This window comes from Mesorhizobium sp. 2RAF45, from assembly GCF_052115225.1.
In the GTDB taxonomy this organism is placed as follows: Bacteria; Pseudomonadota; Alphaproteobacteria; order Rhizobiales; family Rhizobiaceae; genus Mesorhizobium; species Mesorhizobium jarvisii.
The window spans coordinates 841,263-856,930 of the sequence record NZ_JBFRGG010000002.1 but is presented as its reverse complement, the minus strand read 5'-3'; the positions used below and the strand labels follow the sequence as shown (position 1 = coordinate 856,930).

Here is a 15,668-nt window from a genome sequence, read left to right as displayed (position 1 = left end):
GAGGGCGCGCCCTTACCCGATCCAGCATGGCTGCACCGATGAGCAAGAGCGAACGCCCCAGCCGACTGTTTCGCAATCTCAATGCGAAGGTCGCGTCGATCCCCATGATCCTCACCGCGCTGGTGGTTTTCGTCGGCGGCACGGCGTGGACGGTGCTCTATTCCTTCACCAATTCGAAGCTGTTGCCGCGGCTGAATTTCGTCGGCCTCGACCAGTATTACCGGTTGTGGGCGACCCCGCGCTGGCTGATCTCGATCGAGAACCTGCTGATCTACGGCGTGATCTCGCTGGTTTTCTCGCTGGTGATCGGTTTCATCCTCGCTGCCCTGCTCGACCAGAAGATCCGTTTCGAGGATACGTTCCGCACGATCTTTCTCTATCCCTTCGCACTCTCCTTCATCGTCACCGGCCTTGTCTGGCAATGGCTGCTCAATCCTGACTTCGGCATCCAGGGCGTGATACGAAACCTTGGCTGGACGAGCTTCGCTTTCGATCCGCTCTACAATTCCAGCATCGTCATCTACGGCATATCGATCGCCGCGCTCTGGCAGGGCACCGGGCTGATCATGTGCCTGATGCTGGCCGGCCTGCGCGGCATAGACGAGGATATCTGGAAGGCAGCGCGGGTGGACGGGATCCCGATGTGGAAGACCTATCTGTTCATCATCATCCCGATGATGCGGCCGGTCTTCATCACCACGCTCGTCATCATCGCGTCCGGCATCGTCAAGGTCTACGACCTCGTCGTCGCCCAGACCAGCGGCGGGCCGGGCATCGCCTCCGAAGTGCCGGCAAAATATGTCTACGACTACATGTTCTTCGCCCAGAATCTCGGCCAGGGTTTCGCGGCCTCGACCATGATGCTGCTCTCGGTGATGATTGTCATCGTGCCGTGGGCTTATCTCGAATTCGGAGGCAGGAAGCGTGTCTGACCAAGCCGTCTCCTTGTCCGCGCCGTCCGGCGCCGGCCATGCCGATGCCTCGGGGCCGAGCGGACCGAAGCCGCGTCACATTTTCTCGCGCCGCAACATCTTCCTCTATGGCACGCTCATCGTGGCGGCGCTCTACTACCTCCTGCCGCTCTATGTGATGATCGTCACCTCGCTCAAGGGCATGCCGGAAATCCGCCTCGGCAACATCTTCTCGCCACCGCTCGAGATCACGTTCGAGCCCTGGGTCAAGGCGTGGTCGACGGCCTGCACCGGCCTCAATTGCGACGGACTCTCGCGCGGCTTCTGGAACTCCGTTCGTATCACCGTACCTTCGGTGATCTTGTCGATCGCGATCGCCTCCGTAAACGGCTATGCGCTGGCCAACTGGCGCTTCAAGGGCGCCGACACGTTCTTCATCATCCTGATCGTCGGTGCCTTCATCCCCTATCAGGTGATGATCTATCCGATCGTCATCATCCTGCGCGAGATCGGCCTCTATGGCAGCCTGAGCGGCCTGGTGGTCGTCCATTCCATTTTCGGCATGCCGATCCTGACACTTTTGTTCCGCAACTATTTCACCTCCATGCCGGAGGAATTGTTCCGGGCGGCGCGCGTCGACGGCGCCGGCTTCTGGGGCATCTATCTGCGCATCATGCTGCCGATGTCGCTGCCGATCTTCGTCGTCGCCGTCATCCTGCAGGTGACAGGCATTTGGAACGACTTCCTGTTCGGCGTCGTCTACACGCGCCCCGACACCTATCCGATGACGGTGCAGCTCAACAACATCGTCAACTCCGTGCAGGGCGTGAAGGAATACAACGTCAATATGGCGGCGACCATCCTGACCGGGCTGGTGCCGCTCGTTATCTATTTCATTTCCGGCAGGCTTTTTGTGCGTGGCATCGCTGCCGGCGCGGTGAAAGGGTGATGATGGCAGAAATCGCGAACCCCAGCGTATCGATCCAGAACCTGTCGCTGAACTATGGCGCGGTGTCGGTTCTGCAGACACTCAATCTCGATATCGCCGAGGGCGAGTTCATCGTGCTCCTGGGGCCCTCCGGCTGTGGCAAGTCGACCTTGCTCAACTGCATTGCCGGGCTGCTCGACATTTCGAAGGGCCGCATCTTCATCAAGGGCAAGAACGTCACCTGGGAGGAGCCCAAGGATCGCGGCATCGGCATGGTATTCCAGTCCTATGCGCTCTATCCGCAGATGACGGTGGAGAAGAACCTGTCCTTCGGCCTGCGCGTCGCGGGCCTGCCCAAGGACGAAATCGCCAAGCGTATCGCGCGCGCCGCGGAGATCCTGCAGATCGAACCGCTGCTGCAACGCAAGCCCTCCGCACTGTCCGGCGGCCAGCGCCAGCGCGTGGCGATCGGGCGGGCGCTGGTGCGCGATGTCGACGTTTTCCTGTTCGACGAACCGCTGTCCAATCTTGACGCCAAGCTGCGATCGGAATTGCGCGTCGAGATCAAGCTGCTGCATCGCAGATTGCAGAACACCATGATCTACGTCACCCACGACCAGATCGAGGCGATGACGCTCGCCGACCGGATCGCGGTGATGAAGGGCGGCGTCATCCAACAGCTCGACGCCCCGCAAACCATCTACAACCGTCCGGTCAATCGCTTTGTCGCCGGATTCCTCGGTTCGCCGGCGATGAATTTCATCGAGGGTCAACTGGAAGCCGGCGATGCCGCGGCGTTCACCGCCGACGGGGTTTCGATACCGCTCGACCGCTATGAGTTCGACAAGGATCGCGGCAGCGCGGGCAAGCCCTGTGTGTTCGGCATCAGGCCCGAGCACGTCGCCTTTGGAGATGCGGCCAAGGCCATGCCGTTCACCGCCGAGTCAGCCGTCGAGATCGTCGAGCCGATGGGCTCCGACACGCTGGTGTGGACCAAGCTCGGCGGCCGCAATTTTTCCTTCCGCGTCGAGGCGGAAAAGACGCTGCGCACCGGCGATCCAATACGGATCGGCTTTGACCCAGCCCGCGCCTCGCTTTTCGACACCCCATCCGGCAACCGCCTATAGCTCCCAAGCCCTCCTCCCAAGAACCCACCCTACCAAGCAGAACGGACAGAGACGATGAACTGGTCATTCCAACTTTACAGCGCCCGCAATTTTCAACCTTGGGAGGGCGTGCTCGCCTCGCTCGGCAAGCTCGGCTACGCGCAAGTCGAAGGTTTCGGTGGCGTCTATGAAAATCCCAAGGCCTTCCGCGCGGAACTCGACAAGAACGGGCTTTCGATGCCGACCGGGCATTTCTCCATCGATGCGTTGGAGAAGGATTTCGACGGCGTGCGCAAAACGGCCGAAGCGCTCGGCATCAAGCTTCTGATGTGTCCCTATCTGATGGCCGAGGACAGGCCGTCAGACGCCGCCGGCTGGCGCGGCTTTGGCGAGCGACTGGCCAAGGTTGGCGAGGTCGCCTCGAAGGCCGGCTACGGCTTTGCCTGGCACAACCATGATTTCGAGTTCAAGGCACTCGCCGACGGTTCGGTGCCGCAGGATCACATCCTGTCGTCCGCTCCCGATATCGGCTGGGAGATGGACCTTGCCTGGGTGGTGCGCGGCGGCGCCGATCCGCTGCCCTGGATCGAAAAGCACGGCAAGCGCATCGTCGCCGTGCATGTCAAAGACATCGCCAAGCCGGGCGAGGGACTGGACGAGGATGGCTGGTCGGATGTCGGCCATGGCACGATCGACTGGGCCAACCTGATCAAGGTGTTGCGGACCAAGAGCGCGGCAAAATACTTTGTCATGGAGCAGGACAACCCCAACGACATCGAGCGCTTCGCTCGTCGCTCGATCGCATCCGTCAAGGCTTACTAGGAACAATCATCATGGCAAAGAAACTGGGTATTGGCGTCATCGGCTGCGGCAACATCTCGAAGGCGTATTTCTCGCTGGCACCGCTGTTTCGCGGCATCGAGATGCGCGCCTGCGCCGACATCGACATGGACGCGGCCAGGGCGCGGGCGAAGGAGTTCAAGCTGCGCGCCGAGACCGTCGAGGACCTGCTCAAGGCCGATGACATCGACATCATCGTCAACCTGACGATACCGGCGGTGCATTACGAGGTGTCCAAACGCGTGCTCGATGCCGGCAAGCACGTCTATTCGGAAAAGCCGTTCGTGCTCTCGCTCCAAGAGGGCCAGGACCTCAAGGCCCGGGCTGAAAAGAAGGGGTTGCGCATCGGCTCGGCGCCCGACACGTTCCTCGGCGGCGCGCACCAACTGGTGCGTGAACTGATCGACGAGGGGAAGCTCGGCAAGATCACCAGCGGCACCTGCCATGTCATGGGTCACGGCATGGAGCACTGGCACCCGAATCCGGATTTCTTCTTCCAGCCGGGCGCCGGACCGGTGCTCGACATCGGGCCGTATTACATCACCAATCTGATCCAGCTGATCGGGCCGGTGAAACAGGTGGCGGCCTTTGCGACGACCCCGGCCAAGGAGCGGACGATTTCGTCGAAACCGCGTGCGGGCGAAAAAATCCCGGTCAACACGCCAACCACCATCCATGGCCTGCTGGAATTCGAGAACGGCGCCGTGGTGACGTTGAACACCAGCTGGGATGTCTGGGCTCACGGCCATGCGCCGATGGAACTCTATGGCGAAGCGGGCACGGTGTTCGTGCCGGATCCGAATTTCTTCGGCGGCGACGTGCGCTTCACCGAAGAGGGCAAGCCGGTCAAGAAGCTGCCGAAATGGAAGCACCCGCTTGGCGTGCCCAATGAAATGCACGGCCAGGGCATGATGGCCAACTACCGCACGGCAGGTCTCGCCGACATGGCGTTGGCGATAGTCGAGGGGCGGCCGCATCGTTGCTCGATGGAGTTGGCGCTGCATGCCGTCGATGTCATGACCGGCATCCTGCGCTCCGGCGAAACCGGCAAGTTCGTCGCCATGCAGACCACTTGCGAGCGGCCGGCGGCACTTGGCGTCAAGGCGGCCAAGGAACTGCTGGCGAAGAAGTAGGCGCAAAGATTATCGATAATGTTGACTTGCCCCTCTCCCCGTTCGGCCGGGGAGAGGGTAAAAGGGCGCCGGGCCGGCTCACCGCTTTGCGATGAAGCTGCCCGGTCTGTTCACATTCGAGGATCTTTCCCAATGCCCTATGTCGCCGCCGAAAATCGCTACGAAAAAATGATCTACAATCGCTGTGGGCGCTCCGGCCTCAAGCTGCCGGCGATCTCGCTCGGCCTGTGGCACAATTTCGGTAACGACACGCCGCACAAGACCAAGCAGGCGATCGTGCGCAAGGCGTTCGACCTCGGCATCACCCATTTCGACCTCGCCAACAATTACGGGCCGCCGCCCGGCTCGGCCGAAACCGCTTTCGGCGAGATCCTGCGCACCGATTTTTCCGCCTATCGCGACGAGCTGATCATCTCGACCAAGGCCGGCTATGAAATGTGGGCTGGCCCTTACGGTGAATGGGGCGGGCGCAAATACATGCTGGCCAGCCTCGACCAGAGCCTGAAGCGGATGGGGCTCGACTATGTCGACATCTTCTACTCACACCGCTTCGACCCCGACACGCCGCTGGAAGAAACCATGGGTGCGCTCGACCATGCGGTGCGCTCGGGCAAGGCGCTCTATGCCGGCATTTCGTCCTACAACTCGCAGCGCACCCGCGAGGCCGCCGACATATTGCGGCAGCTCGGCACGCCCTGCATCATCCACCAGCCGAGCTATTCGATGCTGAACCGCTGGGTCGAGGAAGACGGCCTGCTCGACACGCTGGAAGGGCTCGGCGTCGGCTCGATCGTGTTCTCGCCGCTGGCCCAGGGCATGCTGACCGACAAATATCTTGGCGGCATCCCCGAAGGCAGCCGCGCCTCGCAGGGCAAGTCGCTGAAGTCGGCCTTCATCAACGACCGCACCATCGCCAACATCAAGGCGCTCAACGCCATCGCCGGCAAGCGCGGCCAGACGCTGGCGCAGATGGCGCTGGCCTGGGTGCTGCGCAAGGGCAAGGTGACGTCGGCGCTGATCGGCGCCAGCCGGCCGGAGCAGGTCGAGGACTGCGTCGGCGCCCTGAAGGTGCTCGACTTCAGCGATGCCGAATTGGCCGAGATCGATAGCTACGCGCGCGAATCCGACATCAATCTGTGGGCGGCCTCAGCCGAGCGCAAAGGCCCGCCGAGGAAATAAAGCTGTCGGACAAGCCGGCAAACGACAACGGCGGGAACCCTTCCCGCCGTTTTCATGGCAAGCAAAATGTCGGGCAAGATGGCTGGGCCTCAGGGCGTCTTCGGCTTCTGGGCCGTGCCCAGCCCGGCTTTCGGCTTTTCCGGCGCAGGAGCAGGGCCCTTCATCTTCGCCTCGATCCAGCCGCCGTAGTTGGCCAGCCGCGTGTAGATGCCATAGGCGTCCTTGTGGCCGCAAGCCGCGCTGCCGTCGGCGGGGCCTTCGCCCCAGCTGACGACGCCGACCTGAACCGGGCCGTCGGCGCCGGTCATGAACAGCGGGCCGCCGCTGTCGCCATTGCAGGCATCGCGTACGCCGCTGGCGGTGCCGGCGCAGATCATGTTGCTGGTCAGCGGATCGGTCATGTCGGCGGCAATCGCATTGGCGGCGGCATCGATGCCCTTTTCCGAATAGCGCATGCGGTGGGACAGATCGCCGAGCGCGGCCTTCAGGTCGTGCGCATAGATGGCCTTGATGCCAGTGTTGCAGGCGCTGTTCGGCTGCAGATCGAGGTCGGCGACCATCAGCGTGGTCGGGAACGTTCCGTCCTGCATCTTGCCCCAGCCGGTGACGGTGGTCTTGCCGGTGTCAGGGGTCGCCTGGCGGGTAAGCTTGATGGTCGGCGCATCGGCCGGCTCGGCAAGCCGGAGCAGGCCGAGGTCGTTGTCGAGCGTCTGCTCGCTGTAGCCTTCGTTGACGATGACCTCCACCACCTTGTGGCGCTTGCCTTCGCCGAGGTCGGTGGCACCCGTCAGCACGGTAACCGAATCCGGTGAGATCGGCTTGCCCTTGTCGTTGAGGCAGTGTGCCGCCGTCAGAACCCATTGCGGGGCGATCAGGCTGCCGCCGCAGAATTGTGCATTGGCCTGCGAGGCCGGGTTCTCGTCCAGCCTGGCGGTGGTGAGCAGCGCGACCTGGAACGGATAGGCGCCCTTTTCGGCCTGGTTGCCGCCATAGACCCGGTCGGCGCCGTCAGGGTTCTCAGCGGCTGCCTTGGCCCTGGCCTCGGTCACCCGCTGCATCGGCGAGACCGCCGCTTCGGGCCTTGCGGCGCTTTCATCCGCCCGGCCGGGGTTGATCGATACAAAGGCGGCGGCAATGCCAAGCAGCGATGCGGCAACGATTGGTCCGAACCGATTTGTGATGTGCACCTGAACCTCCTCAGACAATTTTCCCGCGCGGATCGACGCCGGGCATTGTGCAAGGAGGTGTCGCCGGTCCGGCGATCCGCACGCGTGCCGTATCGAAAACGGCGCGCGATCGGTCACAAAACCGAATCCCACTTTTGCTAACCGTGCCCGCGAGCAGAACCCGCACAAAATCCTATAGCCCCCCACGGGCTAGGTGGAAGCGATTTATCATTGCCAATCTTGGATTATTTTAGGCAGTATACCGTTGCAGAGTTTTTTTGGCGGGGGCCTTGAAAATGACAGCCTAGAACAACGCTCGCGGGGAATGCCGGCGAGCAGACTCATTTTTCGGCGTCACCACGATCTCGACAATATTTCTCTATTTTGATCCAGTCCTTGCTGACTTTTGGGAGAGTCTCACCATGACAAAACTGACAAACGCACTTATTGCGTCCGCTTTGCTTTCCACCGCAATGTGGACGGTCCCGGTTTTCGCCGCCGACCCTGGGTCCGCCAGTGCCGGCAATGGCGAAAGCATGCGGGACGTTACTTCAGGCGACTTCAAGGCCGGCCGGGCAAAGCCGATCACGACACCAAAGCTTACTGATGAAGACAGCCGTGCCGCGCCGCTCACCGACGAGAAGGCGGCAGTCAAATCCTATGGCATCGTCGGGCGTTCCGCCGATGGCAAGGAGATCAAGATCGAGCCGAGCGAAGCACTGCGCGAGCTCATCATCAAGGAACTGAATGCGCCGGCCAATGGCGCGGATGGGGCTGAGCGCAAGACCGAGGACCCTGGGCTCGGCGAAGGCGAAGCCGGGCGTCAGGTTTTCGGTCCCGACGATCGTGAGCAGGTCAGGAACACCAAGACCTATCCGTTCTCGGCCATCGGCTATCTGGAAGCCAAATCGGCGAAGACGGGCAGCTATGGCAGCTGCTCGGCAACGCTGATCGGCCCGCGCACGGTGCTCACCGCGGCGCATTGCCTCTACAGCCATGAGGACAAGGACTGGCTCTCGGAATATCTGTTCGTGCCAGGCCTCAACGGCAGCACTGCCGACGACGCACCGTTCGGCGCCTTCGCCTATGAAAGCGCCTATGTGCTGCAGGGCTTCATCGACAACTACCAGGGTTACTACGGCTCGGTGATCCCGTGGGATCTCGGCATCATCACGCTAAAGCAGGATGTCGGCACCAACCTCGGCTGGCTGGGCTACGCCAATTATGACGATCTCGGCGACTTCACCGCCAACCTCGTCGGCTATCCCGGCGACAAGCCGATGGGCACGATGTGGAAGGCGAGCTGCGAAGTGCATGCCGAGAACATCGCGCCGGAATATTTCCAGTATGATTGCGATACGTTCCCGGGGTCGAGCGGCAGCTCGGTCTATGCCTACGACACCAAGTCCAAGCAGCGCATCATCACCGGCGTCAACGTGGCGGAAAGCCCCGAGGCGAACACCGCGGTGCGCCTGAACGCCGCCAACGTCCAGTGGATCAACAGCCTGTACAAATAGGCACTGCGCGTTCGCGGTGAAGGCAGAGGCGGCGGGTCGATCCTGCCGCCTTTTTCGTGCCGATCCTTCCCTCATGGCTTCCCTTGCACGAGGCCGGCGCCCCGACTACGCTTGCCTTGCCAAAGGGGCGAGGCGTCCAGGGGGCTTGAGGGATGGGGCGGACAAGGGCAGTGTTCGGGGTCGCGGCCGCATCGATGCTGGGCGCGATGATGCTTTCACCGGCTTTTGCCGATCCCGCCCCTGTCGGCGGCGCCTGGGCGGAGCGCGTGCAGATCCTCTATCAGGCCGACACACGCTCAGTGCTGCGCAGGACCGTGCGTGTGTGGGATTTCCATCCCGAGAAGAACCTCGACTTCGTCTGGGAGCCGGCCGCGGGCCGCTCGCCCGACAGGACGATCGCCGAGGACGGCACCATCAACGGCAAGGGCAGGCTGGTGTGGCGGGTGCGCGGCTCGGCAAGCTATGACCCGAAGACGGTCTACTCCAGCTATTTCGGCGATGTCAGGAACGGCCGGCCCGACGGGCAAGGCCGGCTCGAATTGCGCTCAGGCGAGATTTTCGACGGGCATTGGCTTGGCGGAGAACTCAACGGCGAAGGTATCCATGTCGATGCCGAAGGCAACCGCTATGAGGGGCAGTTCGTAGACGGCATTCCGAATGGCGAGGGCCGGTTGCTGTCGAAGACAGGCGAGATCTTTGCCGGCTCTTTTGTCGGCGGGTTGAAGAACGGCAAAGGCACCACGCGGCTCCCCGGCGGCACGGTCTATGAATCGCAGTGGGTGATGGGCAAGGAGGTCGGCGGCACGCGTCCAGACGTTCTGGCCGATGCCAAGGTCGGAGGCCTCCTCAAGGCGCAGGCCAGCGGCGGCGATGCAGGCAAAGTCGAGATCGGCGTCATCGTTGACCAGCGCATGACCCAGCAGGCCGACATGAAATACCAGCACCTGGTGCGCGACGAGGACATCGCGATCTATCCGGAAGACACCCTCTACAACGACGCCTGGAACGGCACCGGAACGGTCAATACCACCAATGTCTATGAAGGTGCGACCTGGGAGGACACGCCGGCCTTTGCCGAGGTCGACCTGACGACGACGGACGAGTTCAGGGTCAAGCTCGACAGCCTGGAAATGAAGGTCGCTGCCAGCGACGCCTACCGCAAACCGATGTTGTCGATCTCGGAGCATTTCGGCTGCATCGGCTTCCGGCCCGATTTCTCCATCGTCAACAATGGCTGGGGCGACGCCAAGGACATGAAGATGTCGGTCCAGTTCACCACGGTGGACGAAGAAGGCAATCCGACCGGGCAGCCAAGCCGCATGTTCACCAAAGACATCGGCGGTTTCAGCGATGGCGTCGACGTGTCGATCAAGAGCGTGCTCGACGAGGCCGGCGTCGACACGGCAAGCCTTGAGACCGGGCGTTTCCCCTGTCCCTCGGTCGATAGCCTCAATGTCTGCCGCAGCCAGCTCACCAACAAGATCAAGTTCGGTGAGGTCGGCGACTATCTTGGCAATTTCAACCAGGCGATGACGCTGAACGCGATCGGCAAGTTGGACTATTCCTGGGCGGACGATCAGGGCAATGTCTACCAGCAGAGCGAGCCCTTCCGCGCCCAGATGACCATGGCGGTCTTCGAGACTCCCGAATCGATGGCCGAATGCGGCGATGGCGGTGGCGGCAGCCCGGAAGCGATGCGCTACCAGAACATCGAATTCCCGATCGGCAAGCACGACTACACGATCGCCATGCCGGTGCGCGGCAACAAGACTGTCAGCGCCTATACGGCGCGGCTGAAGATGTGGTCGGCGATGTCGTCGATCCACAGTTTCAGCATCGCCGCGCATTTCGCCGACGGCAGCGTGCGCGAGAGCAAGCCGGTGACCTTCTTCTATTTCCGGCCGAAGCAATCGCTGTTCGAGACCAGGACCGAACCGGCGGCGTGCTATCTACCCCGCCAGATGATGGGCTGCGGCTAAGGTATGTCGATATTCAGGTGAGGCCGGTCTGCAAACGGCTGATACCTGCGCTTCCCCGTTATACTGCGTCGCAGTAGAACTGTGCTCACGTACGAAAAGTACGCTCCGCTCCGGTTCTCGGTGTCAGCCGTTTTCGACTCGGCCTGACCTGAATCTCAACACACATTCAGGTTCTTCACGTCGAAAACGGCAGTCGCCTATTTGCGACCCATCTCGAAATAGTTGGGCAGTGGGATGAGCCTGGCAAAGATCGTGCCTTGGGAAAAGACACGCAATTCCAGCATCGAACCTGAGGAGCGTTGCGCACTCTGGTCGAACAGGAAATTGCCGAGCGAATAGACCTCTGCCACATCGCCGCCGGCAACCGGGACGATCGCCTCACTCGAGACATGCGGATGGCCGCCGACAATGGCCGAGACGCCGCGCAGCCGCATCCCATCGGCAAGCATCTCTTCGCGCGCCGACGGTTCGGTCTTGTACTCGCGGCCCCAATGGACGAAGGCGACGACCGGGCGCTGCGCATTTTCGTGCAGCAGCCGGTCGAGCAAGGCGGAGGTGAGCAGGTCGGTGTTCTTCGAACCGTTGGTGTCGATGTCGGTCAGGCCGACAAGGTCGACATCGGCCAGCGCCAGCGTCTCGCCCTGGCCGAAATGCGGGATGCCGGCTTCGTCCAGCGCGCGCAGCGTCTCGGCATAGCCGGACGGGCCGAGATCATAGGCGTGATTGTTGGCGAGACTGACGCCGGCGACATGCAACCGCTTCAGCATGCTGACGGCGAGGTCTTCCGGCATGGCCAGCGTCATGTCGTCAATCGCTTCCGGCACGTTGGGCAGGATGACGCCTTCGAGATTGACGATCAGCGGCCGCGCTCCGGTCAGCGAAAGGATGCTGTCGACGATCTTGTCGGCAACGCCGTCGCGGACCAGGATCTTCTTCATGGCACGACCGAAATTCACGTCACCAGCGAGATAATAAATCCTGTCCTTTGGCCGCGCCGGGTTGTTGAAGCCGGGACCGAAGGCGCCGAACAGCGCCACGACATAGCTGGTGGTGCGCTCGACATAGTCGGACGTGTGTTCCTGCGAGTTCTCGTTGGCGACCACCAGCGGCTGGGCGCCGAACAATTCGCGCTGCAGCCGGGTCTGGATGTAGAGCGCGCCGACGGAATCGGCATGATCGGGCTGACGCAGGGCCGCTATGCCGTCGAGCGATCCGGCGGCCAGCATGTTCAGCGTCTGCTGGTCGAAACGCCTGGAATCATGCTGGGGCAGATAGTGCGAGAAGTCGGTGGATTCGACGATCAGCGTGTCCTGGTCGAYGAGCGGTTTCAGCGCCTCGGCCAGCCGGTCCCAGTCGCCGCGCTTCGCCTTCACCGACATCGCCACCGGCACGATCTTCGCCTCGGGGAAGTAGTGATGCAGGAAGGGCAGCATGGCGCGTACGCCATGTTCCTTGTCGAACAGGCAGGATTCCTCGAGCATGTCGCCGTGGGCTTCCAGAAGGCGCACGGCATCGGTGTCGGCGGCCACCGGACCAAGCACGGTGTCGAAGCCGCGCGCCGTGGTGGCGTAGAGCTTGTGCGTCTTGTGGAAATGGTCCGGCGACAGGATGACGATGCGCTTGTAGCGAAAGCCGGACGCTGCATGAAAACCCAGTGCCACGAGGTCGGCGGCCAGCAGGTGATGCGGCACGGTGATGCCGGTCAGCCGCTGGTTGGAGGGCCGGACAGTAGCGACGCTGGCGATGGCGTCCTTGAACAGCGTGGCGTCGTCGTAGAACGTCGGGAAGTTTTCGGTTCCGGGCGGGCAGGCGATCGGGGCGGCCTGTGCCGTGCCGCCGAGAACCAGGGCGAACATGATGACCGTCAGCAGGCGGGCTATCACGGCTCGGCCAACACGATGTTCTCCACGCCGCCGACATAGTAGAACGGCTTCTGCTTCGACGCCGTCAGCCGCACCACTTCGTGCGAAATGAAATCGGCGAGCCCGAACAGCGTGACGCCGCCATCCGAGGTCTTCGCCTTGCCGCGCAGGCCTTCGAGTATCGAATAGGTGAAGACGCCGTGCCCGAGCTCCGGCAATTCGGCGGCGGTGTTGTTGGCCGCGGTCGCCGAAAACACGACGATGCGCGCGTCCTGCGCGTCCTTTTCCAGGCGCGGATTGAAGGCGTTGGCGGCATGGCAGGTGTCGAGCAGCATGAAGCGCATGCCCTTGGCCCGCTCGACCGATTTCTGGACGTCACCCCAATCGACAAGCGAAGAGCGCTTCCAGCGGTCGGCATCCTGTTTGCGGCCATCGGTCGGGATGAAATAGTAATCCTCGTCGATGTTGATGCCATGGCCGGCGACGAAAACAATGGTGGTGTCGTGTTCGCCAGGCCTGTCGAGGAAATCGGCAAGCTGGTCGTCGATCGTGTGCGAGTCCGGCTCCATGATGTTGTCGGCGCTGGCGACGGTGTAGGTCTGTTGCGCCTTGTCGGGGCTTTCGTCGAGCGCCTCGCGGTTGACCAGAACCAGCGTCTCCATCGACGAGAACAAAGGTGCCGATTTCTGCGCAACCACCTTGAGGAACTCGGTGGCGTCGTCGACGGGGTAGCGCAAATCGCAGGCATGGCCGGAACAGGCGTCGGTCAGGAACGGATATTTGTCGACGCCGATCACCGCGACATAGAGCTTGCCCTTGGCCTCGGCCTTTTCAGTCTTCCTTGCCAGCGCCGTCACGCTGCGCTCGGTCAGATAGCCATAATCGTTGATGCCGGTGATGCGGATAGTGTTTTGACCATCCTCGACCGGCACCTCGACTGTTGTCTTGTTGCCGTCGACCGAGCGCGTCGCGATGTCGCCGACATTGCGGCTGTTCGACAGGATCGAGAAGCCGGCGGCATCGGCTCCGGCTTCCTTGGTGCCTGTGATTTCGACGGCGACATAACCGTCGCGGACGTTGCTCTGGTCGTCGGCGAGGCGAATGCCGAATTCCGGCGGCTTGCGCTGCAAGAGCTTCTGCAACTCGTTGTCGACGCCCGGCCGCATCTCCTGGACTGCCTGTTTGGCGCTGCGCAGGATGATGGCGCGGCGCACCATTTCCGGGCTCCAGAGGTATTTCTTCAACTGGCCGGCGCGGATGAAGCGGCCTTCATGGTCACGGTCCTGGTTGACGTGCCAGCCCATCAGCTTGTCTCCCTCGTCGGAGGAATAATAGTAGCCTTGCGGCATCCAGGCGATCCATTGTGAGCCGGCAAAGAACATCGACACGATCAGCTCGTGCGTCTTCAGGTTCCACAGCCTCACGGTCTGGTCGGCGCTGCCGGTGACCAGCAGGCCGGCTTTCTCCGAGGCGACCATGGCGTTGATTTCGCCGGTGTGGCCGGTGAATTCGCCGGAGACCCTGGCGGTCGCGGCCTTGTATTCCAGCAGCGTGCCGTCATTGCCGCCGGTGATCAGGCCAAGCCCGTTGTCGATCAGCGTGAAGGCGGAATGGGCAAAGCCGTTGGTGGCGTCGTTCTCGATCGAGCGCACCACCTTGCCGCCATTGGCGATCTCCAGCAACGCGTTCTCCAGCGCGTCCTTGCCGCCCACCGTGGCGTGCAGGGACCACTCGCCATCGCTCAGCGCGGCGCGGGCAAACGAGGCCGGCTCGGTCAGCGGCTGCGGGTCATCGAAGAACCGCTCGGTTGTGGGCAACTCCAGCCTCTTGTCCAATGCGCCCAATTGTTCCGGGCAAGCCACGCGCTCGGGGCAGGGGTTGGCGTTGCCCCAGGCGATGATGCCGTTTGCCGGATCGATGCCGATAGCGGTCACCGGTTCGCCCACTCCTTGGAGCAAGGCCTTGCGTTCGCCGGTCGCCGGGTCCCAGACTTGGATGGCGTTGCGGGTGCCGCCGGCCGTCGCCACCAGCGAGCCGCCGGCATTGGCGGCGCTGGCATAGACCGTGCCGTCATGGCCGCTGTAGTCGAGCAGCTTCTCGCCGCTGTCGGTGTTCCAGACGACGGAGCGGTGCTTGTCGGCGCAGCGATAGCCGCAGGAGGCGACCAGCCGCGATCCCTTGGCGAAGGTCAGCGAGCCGATGAGGAAATCCTGCTTGGGCATGGCGCGCACCAGCGTCCCGTCGGCCGCGCGCCTGAGCTGGACCTGGCCCTCCTTGCTGCCGGTGGCAAACAGGCTGCCGTCCTGCGAGATCGCCAGCGCCAGCACACTGACGTCCCGCAACGGCTCTGTGTCAGCGGGCAAGGCGATCTCGTCGCCCTTGGCGACATCCCACAACCGGATGCCATTGTCGGTCGTGGTCGCCGCCAGCCGGGTTCCCGCGGCGGCGAAAGCCAGCTTGTCGATGTGCCAGGAATCGGCGTCGAGCTTCTTGTCCAGCGTCCAGCCCGTCGCTGATTTGTCGTCGAGCCGCCAGAGATAGACTATGCCGTCGCCGCCGCCGGCAGCCAGTATCTTGCCATCTGGAGAGAAGGCGAGGTCGTAGGTCGCGTAGTCGGCGGCCTTGAGAACGGCCTTCATCTTGCCGGTGGCGAAGTCGAACAGCCTGATGTCGCCATAGGGCGGCTTGTCGCCGAGACCGGCGCCGAAATAGCCGCCGGCGGCGATCGTCTTGCCGTCCGGCGAGACCGTGACCGCGAAGATCTTGCCGTCGCTGCCATTGCCGAGATAGCCGCGAATGGTGCGTAGCGTCACGCCGCTCTGCCAGTCCCAGATGCGGATGGTCTTGTCATCGGATGCCGAGACAACGTCCTCGCCATCGGGGGTGAAGGCGAGGTCGGCAATCCGTGCGGTATGGCCTCCGGTGTCGAGGTCGAGATGGAAATCCGGGGCGTCCTCGGCGCGGGCGGCAGAGGACGTGATCAAGGCTCCAGCCATGGCCAGCCAGCGGCAGGCACGCATGAGGCACAAGGTGATTCCGGGTTTCCC

The 15,668-nt window shown here is 62.7% G+C and carries 11 protein-coding genes; 8 read left to right on the top strand and 3 right to left on the bottom strand.

Annotation, left to right across the window (positions count from 1 at the left end):
• The first annotated feature begins 38 nt into the window (after positions 1 to 38).
• The 6 genes from AB4Z43_RS09000 (at position 39) to mgrA (ending at position 6,097) form a co-directional block, all read left to right on the top strand.
• On the top strand, positions 39 to 932 hold the full coding sequence (locus tag AB4Z43_RS09000; protein WP_027047408.1) for a carbohydrate ABC transporter permease: 894 nt from the start codon (positions 39 to 41) through the stop codon (positions 930 to 932).
• Positions 925 to 1,860 carry a carbohydrate ABC transporter permease gene (locus AB4Z43_RS08995; RefSeq protein ID WP_019861251.1) on the top strand — a complete coding sequence of 312 codons (936 nt, stop codon included), beginning with the start codon at positions 925 to 927 and terminating at the stop codon, positions 1,858 to 1,860. The genes AB4Z43_RS09000 and AB4Z43_RS08995 overlap by 8 nt, the downstream gene beginning before the upstream one ends.
• Positions 1,861 to 1,862: 2 nt before the next feature.
• Positions 1,863 to 2,966 carry an ABC transporter ATP-binding protein gene (locus tag AB4Z43_RS08990; RefSeq protein WP_027047407.1) on the top strand — a complete coding sequence of 368 codons (1,104 nt, stop codon included), beginning with the start codon at positions 1,863 to 1,865 and terminating at the stop codon, positions 2,964 to 2,966.
• A gap of 54 nt (positions 2,967 to 3,020) precedes the next feature.
• A complete protein-coding gene (locus AB4Z43_RS08985) occupies positions 3,021 to 3,767 on the top strand; it encodes a sugar phosphate isomerase/epimerase family protein (RefSeq protein WP_441936972.1) in 747 nt (248 codons plus the stop codon).
• A gap of 11 nt (positions 3,768 to 3,778) precedes the next feature.
• Positions 3,779 to 4,918 (top strand): Gfo/Idh/MocA family protein, encoded by a 1,140-nt coding sequence (locus AB4Z43_RS08980; protein ID WP_019861248.1) that lies wholly within the window; start codon positions 3,779 to 3,781, stop codon positions 4,916 to 4,918.
• 132 nt (positions 4,919 to 5,050) lie between these two features.
• Positions 5,051 to 6,097: an L-glyceraldehyde 3-phosphate reductase gene (gene mgrA, locus AB4Z43_RS08975; RefSeq protein ID WP_019861247.1), complete on the top strand. Its 1,047-nt coding sequence runs from the start codon at positions 5,051 to 5,053 to the stop codon at positions 6,095 to 6,097.
• A gap of 89 nt (positions 6,098 to 6,186) precedes the next feature.
• On the opposite strand, the gene AB4Z43_RS08970 is transcribed toward mgrA, so the two are convergent.
• Positions 6,187 to 7,284 (bottom strand): S1 family serine peptidase, encoded by a 1,098-nt coding sequence (locus AB4Z43_RS08970; protein ID WP_441936969.1) that lies wholly within the window; start codon positions 7,282 to 7,284, stop codon positions 6,187 to 6,189.
• A 401-nt stretch (positions 7,285 to 7,685) separates the two neighbouring features.
• Here AB4Z43_RS08970 and AB4Z43_RS08965 point away from each other — a divergent pair, with 401 nt between their 5' ends.
• Both AB4Z43_RS08965 and AB4Z43_RS08960 read left to right on the top strand, forming a co-directional pair.
• Entirely contained in the window at positions 7,686 to 8,780 is a 1,095-nt protein-coding gene (locus AB4Z43_RS08965) for a trypsin-like serine peptidase (protein WP_069093158.1), read from the top strand.
• Positions 8,781 to 8,950: 170 nt separating this feature from the next.
• Positions 8,951 to 10,759, top strand: a complete 1,809-nt coding sequence (locus AB4Z43_RS08960; protein ID WP_441936967.1) for an MORN repeat-containing protein — start codon at positions 8,951 to 8,953, stop codon at positions 10,757 to 10,759.
• A gap of 197 nt (positions 10,760 to 10,956) precedes the next feature.
• Here the strand turns inward: AB4Z43_RS08960 and amrB are convergent, their stop codons facing one another.
• A complete protein-coding gene (gene amrB, locus AB4Z43_RS08955; RefSeq protein ID WP_441936965.1) occupies positions 10,957 to 12,642 on the bottom strand; it encodes an AmmeMemoRadiSam system protein B in 1,686 nt (561 codons plus the stop codon).
• Complete coding sequence (locus AB4Z43_RS08950) at positions 12,639 to 15,605, bottom strand: caspase family protein (protein ID WP_441936963.1); 2,967 nt, start codon at positions 15,603 to 15,605, stop codon at positions 12,639 to 12,641. The genes amrB and AB4Z43_RS08950 overlap by 4 nt, the downstream gene beginning before the upstream one ends.
• Between the last annotated feature and the right edge of the window lie 63 nt (positions 15,606 to 15,668).